This window comes from Sphingomonas suaedae (assembly GCF_007833215.1).
GTDB classification, from domain to species: domain Bacteria; phylum Pseudomonadota; class Alphaproteobacteria; order Sphingomonadales; family Sphingomonadaceae; genus Sphingomonas; species Sphingomonas suaedae.
In genome coordinates, this window is record NZ_CP042239.1 from 3,201,172 (window position 1) to 3,222,412 (window position 21,241).

The window sequence follows — 21,241 nt, forward strand, 5'->3', positions numbered from 1 at the left end:
CTGGTGCGTCAGGCCGTTCGCTCTGAAACGGGAGATCCCGGCTTTCGCCGGGATGACGGAGTTTCCAGTCCTCACCGCGCTTCGTCCATCAGGTCGCGCATCCGCTTTACCACCGGCGCCAGCCCGTCGAAGATCGCCTCGCCGATCAGAAAATGGCCGATATTGAGTTCGGCGAGCTGCGGGATCGCCGCGATTGGCACGACATTGTCGAAGGTCAGGCCGTGCCCCGCATGAACCTCGATCCCGTTCTTAGCGGCCAGCGCGGCGGCGTCGGCGATGCGGCGCAGCTCGGCGGTGCGCGCCTCGCCCTCCAGCTCGCAATAACGGCCGGTATGAAGCTCCACGACCGGCGCGCCGAGCCGGATCGCCGCCTCGATCTGTGCGGGATCGGGTTCGATGAACAGCGACACGCGGATATTCGCGCCCCTGAGTTCGGACACCATCGGTGCGAGCACATTATGCTGCCCCGCCGCATCCAGCCCGCCCTCGGTCGTGCGCTCCTCGCGCCGTTCGGGCACGATGCAGGCGGCGTGCGGGCGGTGACGCAGCGCGATTGCCAGCATCTCGTCGGTCGCCGCCATTTCGAGGTTCAGCGGGATCGTCAGTTCGGTCGCCAGCCGGGCGATATCGTCATCGGTGATGTGCCGTCGATCCTCGCGCAGATGCGCGGTGATCCCGTCTGCTCCCGCCTCCGCCGCCAGCAAAGCCGCACGCACCGGATCGGGATAGCCGCTGCCCCGCGCATTCCGCACGGTGGCGACATGATCGATGTTCACGCCCAGGCGCAGATGGCCGCTCATTCCCGAATCCTCTTGCCGCACGCTGCGGCACTCAACAGATCATGCGAAAAGCCGGTGCCCTGCCACACCTCGCCAAAGTCGAACGGCGCGCGGTCGGAAAAGGCGATCACGGCGCGACCGATCTCGGGCAGGATGAAGTTGCGCACCTCGACCCCGCCGACCCCGCCGCGTCGCTCGATGATTCGGACCGGCTTGTCACAACCCTTGAGCGGGGCCTCGAACGCCCATTGCCCCAGCGCCATATAGCCCAGGGCAGGATCGCCCTTCCACAGCACGGCCAGCGCGTCCTTTGGGAGCAGCGTCCCGTCCATCAGCGCCAGATCGAATCTGGCGAGAGCGTCGACCGATCCATACAGCCCGGCCGCCGCGCCGTAGCTCGCCAGATCGATCGCGGGTTCCGGCTTGCCCTCGATCATGCCGATGCGGGTATAGCGCTCGCCGGGATAGGCGGCGAGGAAATCGATCTTCAGCGGCCTGGCGATGCGCTGCTCGACCAGCGCGGCCCAGGGCGTGCCGGTCACCGCCTCCAGCAGCGCGCCCAACACCGAATAGTCGCAATTATTGTACGACCAGTCGCCGCCCGGCGCGCCCTTGACCGGTCCCGCGCAATAGCCGGCCAGCGGATCGCGGCTGCCGGCGTAGCCGGGCTGATAATAGGACGGAAAGCCGCCGGTCCCTACCGGGCTGTCGTCCGGATTGGGCAGGCCGGAGCGGTGCTGGAGCAGCTGGCGGACCGTCACCGTCGCGGCATTGGCGCTGCGAAATCCGGGGAGATAGGCGGCGATCGGGCGGTCGAGCTCGACTCGTCCAGCGACGACTTCCTGCATCACCAGTACGGCGACGACCTGTTTGGTGACCGACGCCCAGCGCCAGGTCGCGCCGTCCTCGCCCCCGCGCGCGGGCTGCGGGAGCGTCCCGACCCAACCCCAGCCGCCGCCCTGCGCATCGGCGATCCGGATATCACCGCTGAATTCCGACGCCTCGACCAACGCGTCCACTGCTTGTGCGTCGATCGGGGGCGCCGTCTGCGCCGTTGCTGCCTGCAGCAGCAGCGCGGCGAGCGCTATCTTCACGCCGCCGCCCGGCTTCCCGGCTTGACGGCCGGGATCGCCGCCAGCTCGGGCGGAAGCGCGTCGGGCGCATAGCTCGGAACGTCCAGGCGGATCAGCGGGAAGAAGGGAACGCCGAGATCGACGGTGCCGTTCGACCGGTCGACCAGGCTCGCCGCTGCGATCACCTCGCCCCCGGCGTGCGCGATCGCTCGGATCGCCTCGCGCGACGAAAGCCCGGTGGTGACGACATCCTCCATCATCAGCACCTGCTGTCCCGGCTCCAGCGCAAATCCGCGCCGCAGTTCGAAGGTGCCGGTGGGGCGTTCGACGAACATCGCATCGACGTTCAGCGCGCGCGCGACCTCCTGCCCGGCGATCACGCCGCCCATCGCCGGGGAGACGACCGCGCTGATCCGTGCGCGCAGATCGGCGGGAATCTGTCCCGCCACCGCTTGCGCCAGCCGCGCGGCGCGCGCCGGGTGCATCAGCACGCGTGCGCATTGCAGGTAGCGAGGGCTGCGAAGCCCCGACGACAGGATGAAATGCCCCTCAAGCAGCGCCTGCGCCGCCCGGAATTCGTCCAGAACCTCGTCCTCGGTCACGCCGCCGCCTGCTCCCTTGTGGTTGCCGAGCATCTAGGCATGTGCCGGTTCCCCCGCAACTGGAGGTTCAAAAAGAGCAAGCCCCCCGGCGCCCGCGGGTCAAAAAGAGCAAGCGTTGTGCTTGAGGCCCGCGATTGTGGTGCTATAGGCCAGCCTCAACGGGCGGAATGCGCCCGCGCGACCGGAGAGCCGGCGCCCCCATAATCGGGGAAGACGGAAAACATGGGGTACAACGACACGATGCGCATGGATGGATTGAAGGCGATCGTCCTGGCTGCGGGCCTGGCGCTGGCCGGGGGCATGACGGCTCAGGCGCAGCAGGCACCTGCGGCACCGGTTGTCGGCGCGCCCGAGGCACCCGCACCGGTTGCGGTCGAATCGCCCGCGGCCGCAGCGGCGCCCGCTGCGACGACGCCCGCCGATCCGTTGCTCAATGCCGACGGCACGCACAAAAATGGCCCGACCGAAGCGGTTGGTCAGCCGGTCGACGGCAAGCTGGGCATTCAGCCCCAGGTGACCCAGCTGGGTCAGCGCGCCGCGAACTTCCACAATTATCTGCTGCTGCCGATCATCGTGGTGATCTCGATCTTCGTCCTGCTGCTGCTCGGCTGGACGATCCTGCGCTATCGCCGCGCGCGCAATCCGGTGCCGTCGAAGACCACGCACAACACGATGATCGAAATCGTGTGGACGCTGGTGCCGGTGCTGATCCTGGCGGTCATCGCCTGGCCGTCGATCTCCCTGCTCGCCAAGCAGTTCAAGCCTGCGCCCGATAACGCCGTGACGATCAAGGCGATCGGCAACCAATGGTATTGGTCCTACGAATATCCCGACCATGGCGGCATTTCGATCACCGCGAACATGCTGAAGGAAAAGGATGAGGTTGCGGCGGGCGCACGGTTCCGCACCGATACCGATGGCCCGCGCCTGCTCGCGGTCGACAACCGCATCGTCGTGCCGGTCGGCACCCCGATCCGCATCATCGCCACGGCGAATGATGTGATCCACAGCTGGGCGATTCCCGCTTTCTGGATCAAGATCGACGCGGTCCCAGGCCGCCTGAACGAGACCAGCTTCACCGTCGACAAGCCGGGCGTCTATTTCGGTCAGTGCAGCGAGCTGTGCGGCGCGCGCCATGCCTATATGCCGATCGTGGTCGAGGCGGTTGAGCCCGCCGTGTTCGCGCAATGGATCGCGGCCAAGGGCGGCACGATGCCGGCGGCCAATACGCCGTCCGCCGCCGCCCCGGCCCAGCCGGGCAGCGATGCGGCCGACGCCACCGCGACCCCGCTGGAGGGCACCGTTCCCACCGGCAACGACACGATCGAAGCGACCGCCGCGGGCGCGACCACCAATCAAGCCGCCACCGGCAACACGGACCAGTAAGCCATGACCGACGCAGCACGCGACGCGCACGCCTTCCAGGCGCATGACGACCACCATCACGATGCGGATCACAAGCCCGGTTTTTTCGCGCGCTGGTTCCTGTCGACCAATCACAAGGACATCGGCACGCTGTACCTGATCTTCGCGATCGTCGCGGGGATCATCGGCGGCGGTATTTCGGGCATCATGCGCCTCGAGCTGGCCGAGCCGGGCATCCAGCATCTCGGCTGGATCGCGGAATTCGTCCATGGCGGCCCGCAGACCTTTGATGAATCGCTGCACTTCTGGAACGTGCTGATCACGGCGCACGGCCTGATCATGGTGTTCTTCATGGTCATGCCGGCGATGATCGGCGGCTTCGGCAACTGGTTCGTCCCGATCATGATCGGTGCGCCGGACATGGCGTTCCCGCGCATGAACAACCTGTCCTTCTGGCTGCTCATCCCGGCCTTCCTCCTGCTCCTCGCCTCCCCCTTCTTCGGTGGTGGCGCGGGCGTGGGCTGGACGGTCTATGCCCCGCTCTCCACCTATGGCGAGCCGGGTCCGGCGGTCGATATGGCGATCCTGTCACTCCACCTCGCGGGCGCCAGCTCAATCCTGGGTGCGATCAACTTCATCACCACCATCTTCAACATGCGCGCGCCGGGCATGACCCTGCACAAGATGCCGCTGTTCGTGTGGTCGGTGCTGATCACCGCCTTCCTGCTGCTGCTCGCGCTGCCGGTTCTGGCGGCGGCGATCACCATGCTGCTGACCGACCGTAACTTCGGCACCACCTTCTACGATCCCGCCGGCGGCGGCGATCCGGTGCTGTACCAGCATCTCTTCTGGTTCTTCGGCCACCCCGAAGTGTACATCATGATCCTGCCGGGCTTCGGCATCATCAGCCAGATCGTCGCGACGTTCAGCCGCAAGCCGGTGTTCGGCTATCTCGGCATGGCATACGCAATGGTCGCGATCGGCGTGGTCGGCTTCGTCGTATGGGCGCACCACATGTTCACGACCGGCATGAGCGTGAACGTGAAGATGTACTTCACCGCCGCGACGATGATCATCGCGGTGCCCACCGGCATCAAGATCTTCTCGTGGATCGCGACGATGTGGGGCGGATCGATGAGCTTCAAGACCCCGATGGTCTGGGCGATCGGCTTCATCTTCATGTTCACCGTGGGCGGCGTGACCGGCGTGGTGCTCGCGAACGGCGGCGTCGACGACTATATGCACGACACCTATTATGTCGTCGCGCACTTCCACTATGTGCTCTCGCTGGGCGCAGTGTTCGGGCTGTTCGCCGGCTTCTATTACTGGTTCCCGAAAATGTCGGGCAAGATGTACAGCGAGCTGCTCGGCCAGCTGCACTTCTGGGTGTTCTTCGTCGGCGTGAACGTGCTGTTCTTCCCGCAGCATTTCCTGGGCCTTCAGGGTATGCCGCGCCGCTATCCCGACTATCCGGATGCCTATGCCCATTGGAACGAGATTTCGTCCTATGGCTATCTGATCATGCTGGCGGGCATGGCGATCTTCTTCGCCAACCTGTTCTGGTCGCTGGCCGCGGGTAAGAAGGCGCCAGACAATCCCTGGGGCGAAGGCGCGACGACGCTGGAATGGACCTTGTCCAGCCCGCCGCCGTTCCACCAGTTCGAAACGCTGCCGGTGATCGACGACGACAAGCATCACTGAGGTTTGGCGACGGCTGAAACGCGAAGCGCCCCGGGGGAAACTCCGGGGCGTTTTGGTTCGTGAAGGATGCAATGGTCAGCGCTCGTAGCTTGTAAAGACGTCGTCTTGTGCTTATAATGTTCTCGTGGAGGCTGCTATGCGCGATAGTCGATCAGTGGCCAACCGCTTCCTCGATCTAGCACTGGAACGCGGTGACGCGGTCACTCCCATGCAACTTTTGAAGTTGGTGTACATCGCTCACGGATGGATGCTCGGGCTTCACGGCAGGCCGTTGATCCGTGACGAGGTTGAGGCTTGGCAATATGGGCCGGTTATTCCGCGGCTATATAATGCAATCCGCCGTTTTCGGAGTCAGCCAGTTGAAGGCCCGTTGTCCGCGGAGAACGCTGCGCTGGATGCGACGGAAGACAGCATCGTTCGGCAAGTCTATGATATCTATGGTAACCGGTCCGGGCCTGCCCTCTCTCGTTTGACGCACCAGAAGGGTAGCCCGTGGGATGCGGTCTACGACCACGGGTCTTATGGAACCGTCATTCCCAACGATTTGATCGAAGATCACTACGCTAGACTCGCTAAGAAAGCTGCGGCTTGAGCGACGAGAGGCAGGCGCAAATTCCTCCGTTGGCGGAGGAAGATGCGCCTGTCGCTGGCGTCGATCTTGGACAAGCGGAAGCGTTTTCGCTAGGGCGGGGATTGCCTGCCCGCGACCTTCGCCGAGAAGCAGAAGAGTCCGATCACGAGCGAAACGAGAAATTTAAGCGTCACTTCGACAAGATCGGGATATGCGCGCTATATGTATTGGCGGGCGCGATGCTCCTATCTGGAGGCGCATGGTTCTGGCACATTGTCACCCCGTGGCACTTTTTGAGCGTAGAGCAACTCGCTCATCTTCAGAATCTATTGACCGGTGGCGTTCTTGTAAGCGTCGGCACCTCCTATTTGAAGAAGCGACTGACCTAAGCGACCGCTCTTCCCCCGCGCCCCATCCCCGCCTATAGCGCCCGACAAATGTCCGTCGCCAACCACGCCCTGACCATCCCCGCCGACTGGCGCGATTTTCTCGCGCTGACCAAGCCGCGGGTGATGAGCCTTGTCGTGTTTACCGGGCTGTGCGGGATGCTCGCGGCACCCGCGCCGATCCATCCGGTGATCGGCTTTACCGCGATCCTCTGCATCGCGCTGGGGGCGGGCGCGGCGGGGGCGCTCAACCAATGGTATGAGGCGGACCTCGACGGCAAGATGAAGCGGACGCAGGGTCGCCCGCTGCCCGCCGGGCGGATGGATCGCCAGTCGGCGCTGCATTTCGGGGTCGCCGTCGCCGCGCTGTCGGTGATCCTGATGGGGCTTGCGGTGAACTATGTCGCGGCGGGCATATTGCTGCTGTCGATCCTGTTCTACGTGCTGGTCTATACTGTCTGGCTCAAGCGGCGGACGCCGCAGAATATCGTTATCGGCGGCGCGGCCGGGGCGTTTCCGCCGCTGATCGGCTGGGCCGCGGCGATGGGGGATGTGGCGCTGCTCCCCGTGCTCCTGTTCGGCCTCGTCTTCCTGTGGACCCCGCCCCATTTCTGGGCGCTCGCGCTGTTCGTGAAGACCGATTATGCCAATGCGGGTGTGCCGATGCTGCCCGTGGTGGCGGGCGAAAGGGCGACGCGGGCGCAGATCGGCCTCTACACGATTCCCATGGCGGCGGTGGCGGTCGCGCCCTGGCCGCTCGGGCTGACTGGCGCGCTGTACGGAATCGTTTCGATCGTCACGACGGCGCTGTTCGCACTGCTGGCGCTCCAGGTCGCGACGCGGATGGCGGTCGAGGGGGATGCGATGAAGCCCGAAAAGCGGCTGTTCGCCTATTCGATCTCCTATCTCTTCATCTTGTTCGGCGCGGTCGCGGCGGATAGGTGGTTCGCATGAACCCCGAGGAAGAAGACCTGATCCGCGCGCGGCAGAAATCACGCGCCCGCATCATGGCGGTGCTGCTGCTCGCCTTTGTCGTGCTGGTGTTCGCGATCGCCATCGTGAAGATCCAGGCCGGAATGCCGTTGAGGGCCGAATGAACCTCGCTCTTCCCATCGATCGCAAGCTGCGCACCGCGCTGCTCGCCGTGCTCGGCGTCGTCGCGATGACTGGCGTCGCGTTTGCCAGCGTGCCGCTCTACCGACTCTTCTGCCAGGTCACCGGCTTTGGCGGGACGACCCAGCGCGCCGACGACGCCCCCGGCGCGGTCGATGCCAAGGTCACCGTCGCGTTCGATTCGAACATCAGCCCCGCGCTGACCTGGAAGTTCAAACCCGAGGTCGCGTCCGACAAGATCGCCATCGGCGCGCGCGACATGGCGTTCTATATCGCGACCAACACCGGTACCGTACCGGTCACCGGCACCGCGACCTACAATGTCACCCCGGCCCAGGCGGGCAAATATTTCACCAAGATCGAGTGTTTCTGCTTCACCGAGCAGACGCTGCAACCCGGTGAAAGCGTCCGGATGCCGGTGATCTATTATGTCGACCCGAAGATCCTGACCGATCCGGATACGAAGGACGTCGAAAAGATCACGCTTTCCTACACATTTTACCCAGTGGATTCCGCCAAGCCCAAAGGCTAGGGAAGCCAGCGAACAACGCCAGAAACGAACAGGGACGGACGATGGCAGGCGCCAAGAACCACGATTACCACATTCTCCCGCCCAGCCCGTGGCCGATGCTCAGCTCGCTCGCCGCCCTGTGGCTGGCGGCGGGTGGCCTGATGTACATGAAAGAGCATCCGGCGGGCTTCTGGGTGATGCTCTCGGGCCTTGCCGCCGTGCTGTTCTGTATGGCGTCCTGGTGGGTCGACGTGATCAAGGAAGCCAATGCAGGCGACCATACCCCGGTGGTCCAGCTGCACCTGCGCTATGGCATGATCCTGTTCATCGCGTCGGAAGTCATGTTCTTCGTCGGCTGGTTCTGGGCGTGGTTCGATTTCGCGCTGTTCCCGGTGGCGATGAACGTCACCGAACATGGCAGCGTGGTGGATCTGGTGCAGGGCGCGGTCGCGACCTTCCCGCCCAAGGGGATGGAAGTCCTCCCCGCGTTCGAACTGCCGCTGCTCAACACCTTCATCCTGCTGCTGTCGGGCACCACGGTGACCTGGGCGCATCACGGCCTGATCCACAATCAGCGTGGCGGTGCGCTGCGCGGCCTGTGGGGCGCGATCGGCGTGGGTGAGAATGATGTGGTGAAGAAGGGCCTGTGGCTCACCATCATCCTCGGCCTGATATTCTCGGGCATCCAGGCCTATGAGTATGCGCACGCGCCGTTTGTGTTCGGCAAGACCAATTATTCGTCGGCCTTCTACATGGCGACCGGCTTCCACGGCTTCCACGTCATCGTCGGCACGATCTTCCTGATGGTCTGCCTGCTCCGCGCCTATCAGGGCGATTTCACCCCGCGCCAGCATTTCGGCTTCGAAGCGGCGGCCTGGTACTGGCACTTCGTCGACGTGGTGTGGCTGTTCCTGTTCGTCGCCGTCTATGTCTGGGGCAGCGCCGGGGCGCCGGTCCATGGCGGCTGACTCGGGACGATGAGCGAGGCACCGCCTCCGGTCATCGAAACGGCAGTGAAGGGGGCGTGTCCGCGGTGCGGCGCGCCCTCGCTGTTTTCCGGCTGGGTCAAATTCGCGGATCGCTGTCCTTCATGCGGTCTCGACTATAGCGCGTTCAACGTCGGCGATGGTCCGGCGGCGTTTCTGACGCTGATCGTCGGCACGATCATCGTCGTGCTGTCGATCTGGCTGGAGCTGGCGGCCGAGCCGCCGGTCTGGGTCCATCTGCTGATCTGGCCGCCGCTGACCTTGCTGCTGGTGATCTTTAGCCTGCGCTGGGCCAAGGGAGCGCTGCTCGCACTCGAATATCGCAACGCCGCGCGTGAGGGGCGATTGAAGGACCCCGAGGCGTGAGACTTCCGCTATTCCCCACGATCCTGGTCGGCCTCGCCGTCGCGGCGATGATCGGGCTCGGCATCTGGCAGCTCGACCGAAGCGGCGAGAAGGAAGCGATGATCGCCCGCCTCGCCGCCAATCGCGCGCTCCCCGAAATGGCGTTTCCCAGCCCTCCGGTCGGCGACGAACACCTGTTCCGCCGCGCGGGGTTCATGTGCCTCGAGGTCGCGGGGTGGAGCGAGCAGGCGGGGCGCAAGGCCGATGGCAAGAGCGGCTGGCGCCACCTCGCCGAATGCCGCATCGGGGCGGAGGGAATGGGCGTCAAGGTCGATATGGGCGTCAGCGACCAGCCGGGCGTGACCCCGCAATGGAAGGGCGGGCAGGTCAGCGGGGTGATCACCCACGCCCCCGATTCGACGCCCTTGCTCGCATCGCTCTTCGGCAAACGGCCGCCGCGTAACCTGATGCTCGTCGCCGACACGCCTGCGCCGGGCCTGTCCGCCAGCGCCCCGCCCGATCCATCCAGCGTGCCCAACAACCACCTCGCCTATGCGGTGCAGTGGTTCCTCTTCGCGGGGATCGCGCTGGTGATCTACCTCCTCGCGCTGCGGCGGCGAGAGCGCCGCGCTACGCCGCCATCCGATCCGGCGCAAAGCTAGTCTTTCTTGCTGCCCGGCGGTGCGGCGGCTAGGTCCGCGAGCCATGCGCTACCAGAGCACGCGCGGCACCGCGCCCGAACTCGATTTCCGTGAAGTCACCCTCGCCGGGCTGGCGAGCGACGGCGGCCTGTATATCCCGGTCGAATGGCCGCGCTTCACCGCCGACCAGATCGCGGACATGGCGGGCCTCTCCTATGTCGAGACCGCCGTGCGCGTCATGGCGCCGTTCGTCGCGGGGAGCCTCACCGAGGACGAGCTGCGCGATCTGTGTACCCGTGCCTATGGCCGGTTCAGCCACGCCGCGGTGACCCCGCTGGTGCAGCTCGACCACCGCCATTTCCTGCTCGAACTGTTCCATGGGCCCACGCTCGCGTTCAAGGATGTCGCGCTCCAGCTGCTCGGATTGCTGTTCGAGAAGTTTCTGACCGGCACCGACCGGCATTTGACCATCGTCGGGGCGACCAGCGGCGACACCGGCTCTGCCGCGATCGACGCGGTGGCGGGGCGCGAGAAGATCGACATCTTCATGCTCCACCCCAAGGGGCGGGTCAGCGACGTCCAGCGCCGCCAGATGACCACCGTGCTCGCGCCCAATGTCCACAACATCGCGATCGAGGGCAGTTTCGACGACGCGCAGGCGCTGGTGAAGGCGATGTTCAACGACGGGGACTTCTCGGGCCGCTTCCACGTCACCGCGGTCAATTCGATCAACTGGGCGCGACTGATGGCGCAGGTGGTCTATTATTTCTACGCTGCCGTCCGCCTCGGCGCCCCGGCACGCGAAGTGGCGTTCAGCGTCCCCACCGGCAATTTCGGCGACGTGTTTGCTGGCTATGTCGCGGCGAAGATGGGCCTTCCGGTCGCCAAGCTGATCGTCGCGACCAACGTCAACGACATCCTCCACCGCGCGCTGTCGAGCGGCGATTATTCCGCCGGCGCCGTCACCCCCACCGCCGCGCCGAGCATGGACATCCAGGTCAGCTCGAACTTCGAACGCCTGTTGTTCGACCTCGCCGGGAGCGACGGCCCGGCACTCGCCGGCCAAATGGCGGGATTCGAATCGAGCCGGGCGATGCGCCTGACCAACGCGCAGCAACAGGGCGCCGCCGCGCTGTTCGCCAGCGACCGGATCGAGCCGGACGACATGTCGCGCGCGATGGCATGGGCCTGTTCGAACGCGAACGAGATCCTGGATCCGCACACCGCGATCGGCCTTGCCGCCGCGCGCCGCGCCGATCTTGCGCCGCACGTGCCGATCGTCACGCTCGCGACCGCGCATCCGGCCAAGTTCGACGACGCGGTCGAGCGCGCCACCGGCATCCGCCCGACGCTGCCGCCGCGCGTCGGCGACCTGTTCGATCGCGAGGAGCGTTACGACGTCCTCCCCGCGACGTTCGAGGCGATCACCGGTTATGTCGCGGAGCGCGGGACGCCCAAATCCTGACCATTCCTCCCCTGAGCTTGTCTCAGGGGAGGGGGACCGCCGGCGAAGCCGGTGGCGGAGGGGCGGCCGCGCAGACGGCCGTGCACAGCTCGGCAAAATTCCGCCCTCTGCGGGGCGGCCCCTCCACCATGCTTCGCATGGTCCCCCTCCCCCGTTGGGGGAGGAACGGCTAAGAGACCCCCATGAACCTCATTACCCTCACCGGCGAGCCTTGGGCCGATTACGGCCTCGTCGACTCCGGCCATGGCCGCAAGCTAGAACGTTACGGCGACTACCGCTTCATCCGCCCCGAGCCGCAGGCGATGTGGGCGCCCGCGTCGCCCGACTGGGACGCGCATGGCGAATTCATGCCCGCCCCCGATGACGAAGGCGGTGGCCGCTGGGTCTTCACCAAGCCCGTGCCGCGCGAAGGCTGGCCGCTCGCGTGGAACGAGGCGAAGTTCACCGCGCAGACCACCCCGTTCCGCCATCTCGGCTTCTTCCCCGACATGGCGCCGGTATGGAGCTGGATGCGCGAGCAGACCGCCGGGGTCGATGCACCCACGGTGATGAACCTGTTCGGCTATACCGGCGTCGGCACGCTGGCGATGGCGGCGAGCGGCGCGCACATGGTCCATGTCGATGCGTCGAAAAAGTCGGTCGAGGCGGCCAAGGGCAATGCCGCGCTGTCGGGGATGACCGACAAGCCGGTGCGCTGGATCATCGACGACGCCGCCAAGTTCGTCGCGCGCGAAGTGCGCCGCGGCCGCCGCTACGAAGGCATCCTGCTCGACCCGCCCAAATATGGCCGCGGCCCGACCGGCGAAGTGTGGCAACTCGAACGCGACCTCCCCGGCCTGATCGCCGATTGCCGCCAGCTATTGGACGCCGACTCGCGCTTCCTGTTCCTCACCGTCTACGCAATCCGCATGTCGGCGCTCGCGATCGGCGAATTGCTCAACCAGCATTTTGCCGACCTCGGCGGCAAGGTCGAGTGCGGCGAACTTGGTGTGCGCGAGGAGGCGCGGGGGCTGGTGCTGCCGACCGCGATCTTTGCGCGGTGGAGTCGGTAGGATCAGCTTGAGTAGATAATGTTCGCGACTCGATTCGCGATCCAGACGAACGCCAGAAAGCCCGATGTCTCCAGACCGATGAGCAGATAGTTTCGACGCCAGCGTAATGCTCGACTTCCGGCGAAACAGATTAGCGCGATCACCGCGCCCGGAAACAATGGGAGCCGCTCAATCGGATGGGAGGGTATATAGGGTAAGGTGAAAGCTAGCGCGCAAAATAGAAGTGTTACCTCGGCGAACTTGCTTAGCCAGTCCTTCATGATCACCCCCGCCCCATCCGCATCGCCGCGCCCGCCACGAACGGGCACCCCGCTACCAGCAGCAAGCTCACCGCGCCCAGCAGCTTCATCGCGCTCGGATCAGTTCCCATCGCCCCCGCGCCAAAGATCAGCAGCGGCACCGCAAAGGGGAGCATCACCAGCCCCGCCACCGCGCCCGCGCCGCGCAGGCCCGCCGTCAACGCGGCGGTCGCGACGCCCAGAGCCGCGAGCCCCGGCGTGCCGATCAGCAAACTCAGTCCCGCCGCCAGTGCCTGCTCCAGCGACAGGCCCAGCAACCCGCTCGCCACCGCGCACGCCAGCAGCAAGGCGGGCGCAAAGCCCAGCCAATGCCCGACGATCTTCGCCGCCGCGACGCTCGCGTCGTTCCAGCCACGAACGCTCAGTTGATCGAGCACCCCGCTCTCCAGATCGGGCGCCACCAGCCGCTCGACCGGCAGCAACGCCGCGAGCAACGCCGCTGCCCAGATCACCCCGCCGCCGATCCGCGCCAGCAACTTTGGCTCCGGCCCTACCGCGAATGGGAACAGGATCGCGACCAGCAGGAAGAAGGCTACGGGCAGGGTGAGGCCTCCCGCCGCCCAGGCGCGGCGCAGTTCGCGCGCTATGAGTGCGCCGAAGCCGCTCATTTTGGAACGCCCTGATATTCCCCTGCGAAAGCAGGGGTCCAGTGACATGGAGGGAAATCCCGCGTGACCCTAGGCTCCTGCTTTCGCAGGAGGACGGGCCGGGGATGCGTCGCAGCGCTCACCCTCCACCCCCGATCAATATCTCCCGCGCGCCCTGCATCCGGATCGGCAGATGCGTCGCCACCACCGCGATCCCGCCCGCCGCGCGGTGCGCCGCGATCAACCCGCCCAGCACCCCGATCGCGCCATGGTCCAGCCCGTTCGCGGGCTCATCGAGCAACCAGATCGGCGCCCCGCTCGCCACCACCCGTGCAATCCCAACGCGCTTGCGCTGTCCGGTCGACAACATCCGCACGGGCACCGGAGTGAGATGCAGCAACCCGACCGCCTCCAGCGCGTCCGCAACCGCGTCACGCCGCCCATCCAGTCCGGCCCAGAAGCGAAGCGCCTCGCCCACCGGCAATTCCGGGTCCAGCCCCGCCGCCACGGCCAGCAACGCCTTCTCCCCCGTCACCGACACGTGCCCTGCGCTGGCGTTCAGCAAGCCCGCGACGATCCGGATCAAACTCGACTTGCCCGCGCCATTCGGCCCGGTCACCAGCAGCCCGCCCCCCGGCTCCAGCGCCAGATCGAGCCCCTCGAACAGCATCCGCCCGCCGCGCGCGCACGCCACGCCCTCCAGCCGGATGCCGCAATCGCTCACGCGACGCTGTCTTCCAGCGCGTGCATGTCGTCATCCGAAAGCCCGAAATGATGCCCCACCTCATGCACCACGACATGCGTGACGAGCGCTTCCAGGCTCACCCCGGTCTCGACCCATTCGGCGAGCAGCGGGACGCGGTAGAGGTGAATCGTGTCCGGCTGCGGGATTTCGCCGATCGCGAACCCCTCCTTCTCGCCCACTGGCCGTCCCGAATAGAGGCCGGTCAGCTCGAACGGATCCTCCATCCCCATCTCGCGCAGGATCGTCTCGTCGGCGAAATCCTCGACGATCAGCACGATGTCGGGCAGATGCCCTGCGAACGGCTCGGGGATGCGGGCCAACGCCGCGCGCGCGAGCGCTTCCATCTGTTCCGCACTCGGCGCGAAGGTCTCGGTTTTCTCCGTCATCGTCCCGCGCTATGCCGCACCCAGCACAGGAGGGGAAGAATGGTCGAGCAACTGAGCCAGGCGGAGCGCGACGACGCGCTCGAGGGGCTGCCCGAATGGGACCATGACGATGGCCGCGACGCGATCACGCGCAGTTTCACCTTCGACGATTTCAGTCAGGCGTTTGCCTTCATGACCCAGGTCGCGCTGCTCGCGGAAAAGGCGAACCATCACCCCGAATGGTCGAACGTGTGGAACCGCGTCGACATCCTGCTCACCACGCATGACGCGGGCGGCCTGTCCGGGCGCGATATCGAGATGGCACAGGCGATCGACGCGCTGGTGGATTGAGGGACTGGGGTTGAGGCCGGGCGCGCCCCTCCCCTTCAGGGGAGGGGATGGGGGTGGGGCGTCTCAGTCTCACCGAGACCGACGGGCCAAGAATATAGGCCCCACCCCAACCCCTCCCCTAAAGGGGGGGCTTTAGCTATATCCCCGCCTTCTCCGCCAGCCACCGCGCCGCCTCATCCGGCGTCCGCTTGTCCACATCCCGATCGACCATCAGATTCGCCTCGCGCATCGCCGCAACCGGAATCTTGCCGATCAGCGGCTGCAGCGCTGCGACGAACCGCGTATCCTCCGCCCTGTCCGGCGCGACCAGCAGGATCGCGTCATAGCCGGGGATCGCTCCCTTGGGATCGTCCAGCACCACCAGCCTGTCCGCCGCAATTCGCCCGTCGGAGGAAAAGGCCGGGATCACATCCGCCCGCCCGCTCGCCAGCGCGCGGTACATGAAGGTCGGCTGATACGGCCGCGCCGATTTGAAGCGTAGGCCATAGGCATCGCGCACCGCGCGCCACTCCGGCCGCTCCAGAAACTCGACATCGGTGGCGAGGTTCAGTTGCGGTGCCTGCGCCGCCAGATCGGCCAGCGTCGCGATCCCGCGCCGCCGCGCGTCGTCGCCGCGCATCGCAAACGCATAGGCATTTTCGAAGCCGAGCGACCCCAGCAGGCCAACCCCATGCTGCGCCTTCGCCCATTCACCGACCCCGGCGACGATCGCCTCGCGCGGGGGTACGTCGCTGCGCTGCATCTGGTTGGTCCAGATCGTCCCCGAATAATCGACATAGACATCGACATCGCCGCCCGCGAGCGCGCCGAACGCCACTGCGGATCCCAGCCCCTCGCGATATTCGACGCGATAGCCCGCGGCTTCCAGGCGCTGGCCGATCAGCCGGGCAAGGATGAACTGTTCGGAAAAGCCCTTGGCGCCGACCACCACCGTCTTGCCGCCGGCAGCGGGGGCGAGCGCAATGGCCGCCGCCGCGATGATCGCGATAAGCGCGCCGACCCCGGCCCAGACCCGCGCGCGGTTGCGCGTCCGGATGCCCCCCTCTGCCAGCGCCAGGATCAGGTCCACCCCCATCGCCAGCGTTGCGGCGCCAATGCACCCGGCGAGCACCAGCGCCCAATTCTGGGTCTGGAGTCCCGCAAAGATCAGGTCGCCCAGGCTCGGCTGGCCCACGGTCGTGGAGAGCGTCGCGGCGCCGATCGTCCACACCGCCGCAGTGCGAATGCCCGCCATCACCACCGGTGCGGCGATCGGCGCCTCGACCAGCCATAATTTCTGCTGCGCGGTCATTCCCACACCATCCGCCGCCTCACGCAGCGCGGGATCGAGTGTCGTCAGCGCGGTGGTAGTGTTCCGCAGCACAGGGAGGATCGCGTAGAGGGTCAGCGCGAGCAGCGCGGGGAGAAAGCCGAGCGCCGGTAGCCAGTCGCCCACCACGCCGCGCAGGGCCAGCAGCACAGGATAGAAGAGCGCGAGCAGCGCCAGCGAGGGGATCGTCTGGACCAGGCTCGCCGCACCCAGTACCGCCCGGCCCAAGCGGGGATGCCGCGCCGCCGCGACGCCCAAGGGCAGGCTGATCGCAATCCCCAATGCCAATGCCGCCATCGCCAGCAGCAAATGGCTCGCCATCAATTCGGGCACGCGGGTGAATGCGGCGGTCATGCCTTCAGCGCCTCGAGCGCGTCGGCCTGTGCCATCGGTACCGCGATCAGCGCCTGTGCCTCCGGCCCGCCGCCGCCCCGCGCCAATTCGGCGGGCGTCGCATCGGCAACGATCCCCCCGGCCTTCATCACCAGCACGCGATCGGCCAGCAACAGCGCCTCCGCCATGTCGTGCGTCACCAGGATCGTCGTCAGACCCAACCGGTCGTGCAGCGCGCGCACCGCGCGACCGAGATCGTCGCGAGTCACTGGATCGAGCGCACCGAACGGTTCGTCCATCAACATCAGGCGAGGCTGCGTCGCCAGCGCCCGAGCCACGCCGACGCGCTGCCGCTGTCCGCCCGACAGCTGATCCGGCATCCGCGCGGCGGCATCGCCGGGAAGATCGACCAGCGCCAGCAGATCCGCCACCCGTGCCGTATTGTCGCGCTCCCCGGTGATGCGCAGGCCGACGGCGATATTCTCCGCCACGCTCATATGCGGAAACAAGCCGATACCCTGAAACACATAGCCGATCCGGCGCCGCAGCGCATGGGACGGACCGCCGCGCACATCGGCATCGCCGATCCGCACGGTTCCGGCATCGGGTTCGACCAGCCGGTTGATCGTCTTGAGCAGAGTCGATTTGCCCGACCCCGACTGCCCCACCAGTGCGACGAAGCTGCCCGCCGCGATCTCCAGCGACACGCCGTCCAGCGCCCGCGTCGCGCCATAGCTTTTGGTCACGCCCTCAAGGACGACCGAAGGGCCGGTTTGCGCTGGCATCGTTTCGCATGATGGGGAATGATCGCGCCAAGGTCAAAGATTGGGAGGGGTGGTATGCAGGCGATCTTCATCACCGGCGGCGGTTCGGGCATCGGTCGCGCGGTTGCGAAGCATTTCGCGGCGCAGGGCTGGCGCGTCGGCTTGGCCGATATCAGCGAGGCCGGGATGGCGGAAACCGCGTCAATGCTCGGCGATGCCCCGGTGACCACCCATATCCTCGACGTGCGCGACCGCGCGGCATGGGACGGTGCGCTGGCGGACTTCACCACAGCGAGCGGCGGGCGGCTGGACGTATTGTTCAACAATGCCGGGATCGGCGTCGGCGGGGTGTTCGCCGATACGCCGGTGGATGAGCTGCAACGCTGCGTCGATATCAACCTGATGGGCGTCGTCTGGGGTGCCCATGCGGGCCATAAATATCTCAAGGCATCGCAGGGTTGCCTGCTCAATACGGCATCGGCGGCCGGCATTTACGGCACCGGCGGGGTCGCGATCTATTCGGCGACCAAATTTGCGGTGCGCGGCTTCACCGAATCGCTCGACGGCGAATGGGTCGCCGACGGCATTCGCGTGCGTGCGCTGCTGCCGAGCTTTATCGACACCGCGATTCTCGACGGGCTGCCGGTGGGCAGCAATGCGACGATGCGCGAGCGGGTGCGCGCCGCGCGGCTGGAGTTCACGCCCGTCGAAGAGGCGGCACGGCTCGCCTGGGAAGCCGTGCACGGCGACCAGTTGCACACTCTGGTCGGCAAGACCGCGCGGCGGATGTGGTTCGCGTCGCGCTTCATGCGCGGGTCGATGCGCAAACAGGCGCGGGGCGGCAAATGAGGGCGTTATTCGCGGTTACGACCGCGTTCGCCTGTGCGGGATGCGCCGGGACCTCCGCTACACCCGACCCGCAGGATGCGTTCATGCGTCAGATCGCCGCGCACTGCGGCAAGGCTTATGCCGGACGCGTCGTCACGACCGATGCCGCTGATGCGGCCTTTGCCAGCAAGCCATTGATGATGCACGTCGCGGCATGTGGGTCCGACCGCGTCCATATCCCCTTCCATGTCGGGGAAGACCGCTCGCGCACCTGGGTGCTCACCCGCACCGCGACGGGCATCCGCCTCAAGCACGATCACCGGCACCGGGACGGGACGAGCGACGTGTTGACAATGTATGGCGGCGACACCGCCACGCCCGGAACCGCCGAACGTCAGGACTTTCCGGTCGATGCCGAATCGATCGCGCTGTTCAAGGCGAACGATGCCGCCGTATCGGTCACCAATATCTGGGCGATGGAAGTGACGCCGATCCGCTTCGCCTATGAACTGCGCCGCGCCAACCGCCATTTCCGCGTCGAGTTCGACCTCACCACGCCGGTGGCGCCGCCACCCATGCCCTGGGGCTGGACCGACTAGGCCCTTATCGTCCCGGCCCAGGCATAGCCGCGCAGCAGCGTCTCGAACCCGAAGGTCTGGTCATTGGTGCGGCTGACATGGCGCAGCGCGACGGGCAGTTCGCGCCGGGGGGTCACGTGGAAGTGCGCGAGCCAGGCGAACAGCATCGTCCGCCACCAGCGCGGCATCCGCTCCTGCTGCCCGAAATCGACGATGTGCAGCACCCCGCCCGGCGCCAGTACCTGCGCCGCCTGTGCGATCGCGCCCAGCCAGTCGGGGATCATCGACAGCGTATAGCTTGCGAACACCCGGTCGAACGCCGCGACGCCGAACAGCGTCTGGGGGTCGAACGCGGTCGCATCGCCCTGTGCCAGCATGATCCGGTCGGACAGTCCGGCCTTCGCGACCTTCGCCCGCGCCGTCGCCAGCATCGCTTCGGAGATATCGACGCCGAAAAAGCGCGCGTCGGGCCAGCGCCGCGCCGCCGCGATCAGATTGCGCGCAGTGCCGCAGCCGACCTCCAGCACGCTGCCGCCCGGTGGCGGTGCCAGTTCCTCGATCAGCCGGTCGCGCCCCAGCAGATAATATTTGCGGGTGACGTCATAGATGTGCCGCTGCGCCGCATAGACGGCGTCCATGCGCCCGGCATGTCCGGCGTCTGCGGTCACGGCTTGAGGCGGTAGAGATGCACGCCGCCATAAATGGCCGAACGGTCCCGCGCGGTAAAGTCCAGCGACTCGGCTTCGGCATAGTCCCAGCGCGAGAGGATCGCGTCGGGCACACGGCCGGGCAACAGGGTCGGCGCGGCGGCGGTACGGAACAGCACGCGCGCACCCGGCTTCGCGGTCCGCGTAATCGCACCCCACAACCGGGTCAGCTGCGCATCGGTCATCCAGTCCTGCGCGTCGAGCAGGATGTAGCGGTCGAGTGAGCCGTCGGGCATCGATTCGAGATATTCGACGAAATTCTGGTGGCGCACCTCGACCCGCTCGGCACGGTCGCGCACCACATCGTAATTGCCCGCCTGCAGATAGGGCGGAAGCGGCGCGTCGGCGCCTTCGCCATAGCCGCGCCCGAATGCCTGCCAGGCGAAGTAATTGTCCGACAGGTCAAAATCGCAGGCCAGCTTCTCCAGTCGTCGCCGCAGCACCGCGCCGATCCCACGCGGATCGTCGCCGGCCAGCGCCTCATATTGCGCCGGCGGAATGCCCAGGCCGAACAGCGATGCTGGCTGGTCGATCAGCCAGCGCACGAACTTTTTGTCGAACACCGGTGCAAGCCGCGTTTCGAAGATCGCGCGCTGCTCTTCCACGCTCTTCGCTGCGAGCAATTCGCGCGGGTCGATGCGATAGAGTTTGGCAAGCAGGTGCGCCGCGCCGATGAATCCGCCGAGCAGCCCGCGCTTGTAGAAGCCCCCGGCAAAACCCTTGATCCGCCGCCGCCCGGCGAGATCGCGGCCTTCCCAGTAACGGCGGGTGGCATCGTCGAGCTGCGGGCGCAGCCACTCCTTGTAGGCCGCGACATTCTCCGGCCGGTTTGCCTGGGCAAAGAAGCGGTGAAACGCGGCATAGTCGGGCAGATGCTGGGCTGCTGCGCGCTTGAGCTTGTTGAGCGCGATATGCGCGGTGTTTAGGTCCACCGCAGTGATCTTCGCCGGGTTCGCGGTCAGATAGGACAGGACGTTGCACCCGCCGCTCGCGATCGTCACGATATGGCAATCGGGCGTGATCGCCAGCGCCTCCATATCGACCTGCGGGTCTTCCCATATCTGCGCATAGACCAGGCCGCGAAAGGCGAAGGTGAAAGCGCGCTCCAGCAGCCCTTCCTTGCTCAGATGGTCATGGCGGTGGACGGCGTTGCGGACAGCCCCGTTGCGCGGCTGGCTGGCGTTCGAACCCATCAAATCGGCTCCCGGGGGAAATCGCTCCCCGGGGCGCGCTTATGGCGGTTCCATGTCAGTCGCGTGACCGTGGCCGTCATGGAACCGTCACGGATCAATCCCGGCAATAGCCTTCGCCCGGCGCAACGATCAGGCAGTCCTTCTTGTCCGCCAGCCATTTGAGGCCCGTCGCCGCACCATCGCCCGCGACCAGCCGGACGCGCTCCTCCCCGCGGCGAAAGACGATGCCGCGCGCGCTCGCCCTGCCGTTAAAGGTTCCGGTATCGCCCGCATCTACGCTCCAGGTGTTGGTGATGCGATAGCGGCCCGGTGCGTCGCCCTTGGCAATCTCCAGAACCAGTCCCTCGACTCCCACCCATTTGCCGATCCAGGCATCCCGCTCGGGCGCGCGCTCGGCCAGCCGCTCGCGCCGTGCCTCGCGCGTCACATTCTGCGCCATCGCCTCGGCATTGGCGATTGCGTTCTCGACCAAAGCCGCCTGTTGCTCATTGCTCAGATCTCCGCCGCAGCCGGACAGCAACGCAACAGCACCCATCCACAGCAAAATCCGCACGCTACATCTCCACCGGTCGAATAGTGCGATCCGGTGTAG

The 21,241-nt window shown here is 66.3% G+C and carries 26 protein-coding genes; 15 read left to right on the top strand and 11 right to left on the bottom strand.

Annotated elements, in window-relative coordinates; genetic code table 11:
• Window positions 1-71 precede the first annotated feature (71 nt).
• From FPZ54_RS15210 to pyrE, 3 genes are read right to left on the bottom strand one after another with little or no spacing between them, the layout of a single operon-like run.
• A complete protein-coding gene (locus FPZ54_RS15210; protein ID WP_145848584.1) occupies window positions 72-800 on the bottom strand; it encodes a pyridoxine 5'-phosphate synthase in 729 nt (242 codons plus the stop codon).
• Window positions 797-1,873: a serine hydrolase domain-containing protein gene (locus tag FPZ54_RS15215; protein ID WP_145848586.1), complete on the bottom strand. Its 1,077-nt coding sequence runs from the start codon at window positions 1,871-1,873 to the stop codon at window positions 797-799. Before FPZ54_RS15215 ends, FPZ54_RS15210 begins: the two co-directional genes overlap by 4 nt.
• Complete coding sequence (gene pyrE / locus FPZ54_RS15220; RefSeq protein WP_145849911.1) at window positions 1,870-2,454, bottom strand: orotate phosphoribosyltransferase; 585 nt, start codon at window positions 2,452-2,454, stop codon at window positions 1,870-1,872. The genes FPZ54_RS15215 and pyrE overlap by 4 nt, the downstream gene beginning before the upstream one ends.
• Window positions 2,455-2,676: 222 nt before the next feature.
• Here pyrE and coxB point away from each other — a divergent pair, with 222 nt between their 5' ends.
• The 12 genes from coxB to FPZ54_RS15275 all read left to right on the top strand — a co-directional run bounded on the left by coxB (window position 2,677) and on the right by FPZ54_RS15275 (window position 12,590).
• Complete coding sequence (gene coxB / locus FPZ54_RS15225; RefSeq protein WP_239019597.1) at window positions 2,677-3,840, top strand: cytochrome c oxidase subunit II; 1,164 nt, start codon at window positions 2,677-2,679, stop codon at window positions 3,838-3,840.
• A gap of 3 nt (window positions 3,841-3,843) precedes the next feature.
• Window positions 3,844-5,520 carry a cytochrome c oxidase subunit I gene (gene ctaD, locus FPZ54_RS15230; protein ID WP_145848588.1) on the top strand — a complete coding sequence of 559 codons (1,677 nt, stop codon included), beginning with the start codon at window positions 3,844-3,846 and terminating at the stop codon, window positions 5,518-5,520.
• Window positions 5,521-5,656: 136 nt separating this feature from the next.
• Window positions 5,657-6,112, top strand: coding sequence for a Panacea domain-containing protein (locus tag FPZ54_RS15235; protein ID WP_145848591.1), 456 nt, complete (start codon window positions 5,657-5,659; stop codon window positions 6,110-6,112).
• Entirely contained in the window at window positions 6,109-6,480 is a 372-nt protein-coding gene (locus tag FPZ54_RS15240; RefSeq protein WP_145848592.1) for a hypothetical protein, read from the top strand. Before FPZ54_RS15235 ends, FPZ54_RS15240 begins: the two co-directional genes overlap by 4 nt.
• A 48-nt stretch (window positions 6,481-6,528) precedes the next feature.
• Complete coding sequence (locus tag FPZ54_RS15245; RefSeq protein WP_145848594.1) at window positions 6,529-7,431, top strand: heme o synthase; 903 nt, start codon at window positions 6,529-6,531, stop codon at window positions 7,429-7,431.
• The gene (locus FPZ54_RS19945) at window positions 7,428-7,574 is read left to right on the top strand and encodes a hypothetical protein (protein WP_186456788.1); all 147 of its coding nucleotides are present in this window, start codon (window positions 7,428-7,430) and stop codon (window positions 7,572-7,574) included. Before FPZ54_RS15245 ends, FPZ54_RS19945 begins: the two co-directional genes overlap by 4 nt.
• Window positions 7,571-8,122: a cytochrome c oxidase assembly protein gene (locus tag FPZ54_RS15250; RefSeq protein WP_145848596.1), complete on the top strand. Its 552-nt coding sequence runs from the start codon at window positions 7,571-7,573 to the stop codon at window positions 8,120-8,122. The genes FPZ54_RS19945 and FPZ54_RS15250 overlap by 4 nt, the downstream gene beginning before the upstream one ends.
• 41 nt (window positions 8,123-8,163) lie before the next feature.
• Window positions 8,164-9,069 (top strand): cytochrome c oxidase subunit 3, encoded by a 906-nt coding sequence (locus tag FPZ54_RS15255; protein ID WP_145848598.1) that lies wholly within the window; start codon window positions 8,164-8,166, stop codon window positions 9,067-9,069.
• A gap of 9 nt (window positions 9,070-9,078) precedes the next feature.
• Complete coding sequence (locus tag FPZ54_RS15260) at window positions 9,079-9,453, top strand: DUF983 domain-containing protein (protein WP_145848600.1); 375 nt, start codon at window positions 9,079-9,081, stop codon at window positions 9,451-9,453.
• Window positions 9,454-9,500: 47 nt separating this feature from the next.
• Window positions 9,501-10,094 carry an SURF1 family protein gene (locus tag FPZ54_RS15265; protein WP_145849915.1) on the top strand — a complete coding sequence of 198 codons (594 nt, stop codon included), beginning with the start codon at window positions 9,501-9,503 and terminating at the stop codon, window positions 10,092-10,094.
• A gap of 43 nt (window positions 10,095-10,137) precedes the next feature.
• Window positions 10,138-11,538 carry a threonine synthase gene (gene thrC / locus FPZ54_RS15270; RefSeq protein ID WP_145848602.1) on the top strand — a complete coding sequence of 467 codons (1,401 nt, stop codon included), beginning with the start codon at window positions 10,138-10,140 and terminating at the stop codon, window positions 11,536-11,538.
• Between the two features lie 182 nt (window positions 11,539-11,720).
• A complete protein-coding gene (locus tag FPZ54_RS15275; protein WP_145848604.1) occupies window positions 11,721-12,590 on the top strand; it encodes a class I SAM-dependent methyltransferase in 870 nt (289 codons plus the stop codon).
• Between the two features lie 262 nt (window positions 12,591-12,852).
• Here FPZ54_RS15275 and FPZ54_RS15280 read toward each other — a convergent pair whose 3' ends face one another.
• The 3 genes from FPZ54_RS15280 to FPZ54_RS15290 all read right to left on the bottom strand — a co-directional run bounded on the left by FPZ54_RS15280 (window position 12,853) and on the right by FPZ54_RS15290 (window position 14,607).
• The gene (locus tag FPZ54_RS15280; protein ID WP_145848605.1) at window positions 12,853-13,497 is read right to left on the bottom strand and encodes a heme exporter protein CcmB; all 645 of its coding nucleotides are present in this window, start codon (window positions 13,495-13,497) and stop codon (window positions 12,853-12,855) included.
• Between the two features lie 118 nt (window positions 13,498-13,615).
• Entirely contained in the window at window positions 13,616-14,200 is a 585-nt protein-coding gene (gene ccmA, locus FPZ54_RS15285) for a heme ABC exporter ATP-binding protein CcmA (RefSeq protein WP_145848607.1), read from the bottom strand.
• Window positions 14,197-14,607: a metallopeptidase family protein gene (locus FPZ54_RS15290; RefSeq protein ID WP_145848608.1), complete on the bottom strand. Its 411-nt coding sequence runs from the start codon at window positions 14,605-14,607 to the stop codon at window positions 14,197-14,199. Before FPZ54_RS15290 ends, ccmA begins: the two co-directional genes overlap by 4 nt.
• Window positions 14,608-14,646: 39 nt before the next feature.
• On the opposite strand from FPZ54_RS15290, the gene FPZ54_RS15295 reads away from it, so the two are divergent.
• Complete coding sequence (locus tag FPZ54_RS15295) at window positions 14,647-14,937, top strand: 4a-hydroxytetrahydrobiopterin dehydratase (RefSeq protein ID WP_145848610.1); 291 nt, start codon at window positions 14,647-14,649, stop codon at window positions 14,935-14,937.
• Window positions 14,938-15,073: 136 nt separating this feature from the next.
• Here the strand turns inward: FPZ54_RS15295 and FPZ54_RS15300 are convergent, their stop codons facing one another.
• Complete coding sequence (locus FPZ54_RS15300; RefSeq protein WP_145848612.1) at window positions 15,074-16,600, bottom strand: ABC transporter permease/substrate-binding protein; 1,527 nt, start codon at window positions 16,598-16,600, stop codon at window positions 15,074-15,076.
• Entirely contained in the window at window positions 16,597-17,364 is a 768-nt protein-coding gene (locus FPZ54_RS15305; protein WP_145848614.1) for an ATP-binding cassette domain-containing protein, read from the bottom strand. The genes FPZ54_RS15300 and FPZ54_RS15305 overlap by 4 nt, the downstream gene beginning before the upstream one ends.
• A 54-nt stretch (window positions 17,365-17,418) precedes the next feature.
• On the opposite strand from FPZ54_RS15305, the gene FPZ54_RS15310 reads away from it, so the two are divergent.
• Together FPZ54_RS15310 and FPZ54_RS15315 are read left to right on the top strand one after the other, a co-directional pair.
• Window positions 17,419-18,192, top strand: coding sequence for an SDR family oxidoreductase (locus FPZ54_RS15310; RefSeq protein ID WP_145848616.1), 774 nt, complete (start codon window positions 17,419-17,421; stop codon window positions 18,190-18,192).
• Window positions 18,193-18,275: 83 nt separating this feature from the next.
• The gene (locus FPZ54_RS15315) at window positions 18,276-18,770 is read left to right on the top strand and encodes a hypothetical protein (protein ID WP_186456789.1); all 495 of its coding nucleotides are present in this window, start codon (window positions 18,276-18,278) and stop codon (window positions 18,768-18,770) included.
• On the opposite strand, the gene FPZ54_RS15320 is transcribed toward FPZ54_RS15315, so the two are convergent.
• The 3 genes from FPZ54_RS15320 to FPZ54_RS15330 all read right to left on the bottom strand — a co-directional run bounded on the left by FPZ54_RS15320 (window position 18,767) and on the right by FPZ54_RS15330 (window position 21,202).
• Window positions 18,767-19,387: a class I SAM-dependent methyltransferase gene (locus tag FPZ54_RS15320; RefSeq protein ID WP_145849917.1), complete on the bottom strand. Its 621-nt coding sequence runs from the start codon at window positions 19,385-19,387 to the stop codon at window positions 18,767-18,769. The genes FPZ54_RS15315 and FPZ54_RS15320 overlap by 4 nt on opposite strands.
• A gap of 26 nt (window positions 19,388-19,413) precedes the next feature.
• Window positions 19,414-20,649 (bottom strand): BtaA family protein, encoded by a 1,236-nt coding sequence (locus FPZ54_RS15325; RefSeq protein WP_145848618.1) that lies wholly within the window; start codon window positions 20,647-20,649, stop codon window positions 19,414-19,416.
• Between the two features lie 94 nt (window positions 20,650-20,743).
• Window positions 20,744-21,202: a hypothetical protein gene (locus tag FPZ54_RS15330; RefSeq protein WP_145848619.1), complete on the bottom strand. Its 459-nt coding sequence runs from the start codon at window positions 21,200-21,202 to the stop codon at window positions 20,744-20,746.
• Between the last annotated feature and the right edge of the window lie 39 nt (window positions 21,203-21,241).

What these genes read in the sequence shown, in the direction of transcription:
- FPZ54_RS15325 (WP_145848618.1), bottom strand. Translation starts at nt 20,649, where the DNA reads ATGGGTTCGAACGCCAGCCAGCCGCGCAACGGGGCTGTCCGCAACGCC.
- FPZ54_RS15275 (WP_145848604.1), top strand. Translation starts at nt 11,721, where the DNA reads ATGAACCTCATTACCCTCACCGGCGAGCCTTGGGCCGATTACGGCCTC.
- FPZ54_RS15260 (WP_145848600.1), top strand. Translation starts at nt 9,079, where the DNA reads ATGAGCGAGGCACCGCCTCCGGTCATCGAAACGGCAGTGAAGGGGGCG.
- FPZ54_RS15210 (WP_145848584.1), bottom strand. Translation starts at nt 800, where the DNA reads ATGAGCGGCCATCTGCGCCTGGGCGTGAACATCGATCATGTCGCCACC.
- FPZ54_RS15245 (WP_145848594.1), top strand. Translation starts at nt 6,529, where the DNA reads ATGTCCGTCGCCAACCACGCCCTGACCATCCCCGCCGACTGGCGCGAT.
- FPZ54_RS15320 (WP_145849917.1), bottom strand. Translation starts at nt 19,387, where the DNA reads ATGGACGCCGTCTATGCGGCGCAGCGGCACATCTATGACGTCACCCGC.
- FPZ54_RS15250 (WP_145848596.1), top strand. Translation starts at nt 7,571, where the DNA reads ATGAACCTCGCTCTTCCCATCGATCGCAAGCTGCGCACCGCGCTGCTC.
- FPZ54_RS19945 (WP_186456788.1), top strand. Translation starts at nt 7,428, where the DNA reads ATGAACCCCGAGGAAGAAGACCTGATCCGCGCGCGGCAGAAATCACGC.
- FPZ54_RS15265 (WP_145849915.1), top strand. Translation starts at nt 9,501, where the DNA reads ATGATCGGGCTCGGCATCTGGCAGCTCGACCGAAGCGGCGAGAAGGAA.
- ctaD (WP_145848588.1), top strand. Translation starts at nt 3,844, where the DNA reads ATGACCGACGCAGCACGCGACGCGCACGCCTTCCAGGCGCATGACGAC.
- FPZ54_RS15235 (WP_145848591.1), top strand. Translation starts at nt 5,657, where the DNA reads ATGCGCGATAGTCGATCAGTGGCCAACCGCTTCCTCGATCTAGCACTG.
- FPZ54_RS15290 (WP_145848608.1), bottom strand. Translation starts at nt 14,607, where the DNA reads ATGACGGAGAAAACCGAGACCTTCGCGCCGAGTGCGGAACAGATGGAA.
- FPZ54_RS15300 (WP_145848612.1), bottom strand. Translation starts at nt 16,600, where the DNA reads ATGACCGCCGCATTCACCCGCGTGCCCGAATTGATGGCGAGCCATTTG.
- FPZ54_RS15305 (WP_145848614.1), bottom strand. Translation starts at nt 17,364, where the DNA reads ATGCCAGCGCAAACCGGCCCTTCGGTCGTCCTTGAGGGCGTGACCAAA.
- FPZ54_RS15295 (WP_145848610.1), top strand. Translation starts at nt 14,647, where the DNA reads ATGGTCGAGCAACTGAGCCAGGCGGAGCGCGACGACGCGCTCGAGGGG.
- FPZ54_RS15280 (WP_145848605.1), bottom strand. Translation starts at nt 13,497, where the DNA reads ATGAGCGGCTTCGGCGCACTCATAGCGCGCGAACTGCGCCGCGCCTGG.
- thrC (WP_145848602.1), top strand. Translation starts at nt 10,138, where the DNA reads ATGCGCTACCAGAGCACGCGCGGCACCGCGCCCGAACTCGATTTCCGT.
- FPZ54_RS15310 (WP_145848616.1), top strand. Translation starts at nt 17,419, where the DNA reads ATGCAGGCGATCTTCATCACCGGCGGCGGTTCGGGCATCGGTCGCGCG.
- FPZ54_RS15255 (WP_145848598.1), top strand. Translation starts at nt 8,164, where the DNA reads ATGGCAGGCGCCAAGAACCACGATTACCACATTCTCCCGCCCAGCCCG.
- coxB (WP_239019597.1), top strand. Translation starts at nt 2,677, where the DNA reads ATGGGGTACAACGACACGATGCGCATGGATGGATTGAAGGCGATCGTC.
- FPZ54_RS15315 (WP_186456789.1), top strand. Translation starts at nt 18,276, where the DNA reads ATGCGTCAGATCGCCGCGCACTGCGGCAAGGCTTATGCCGGACGCGTC.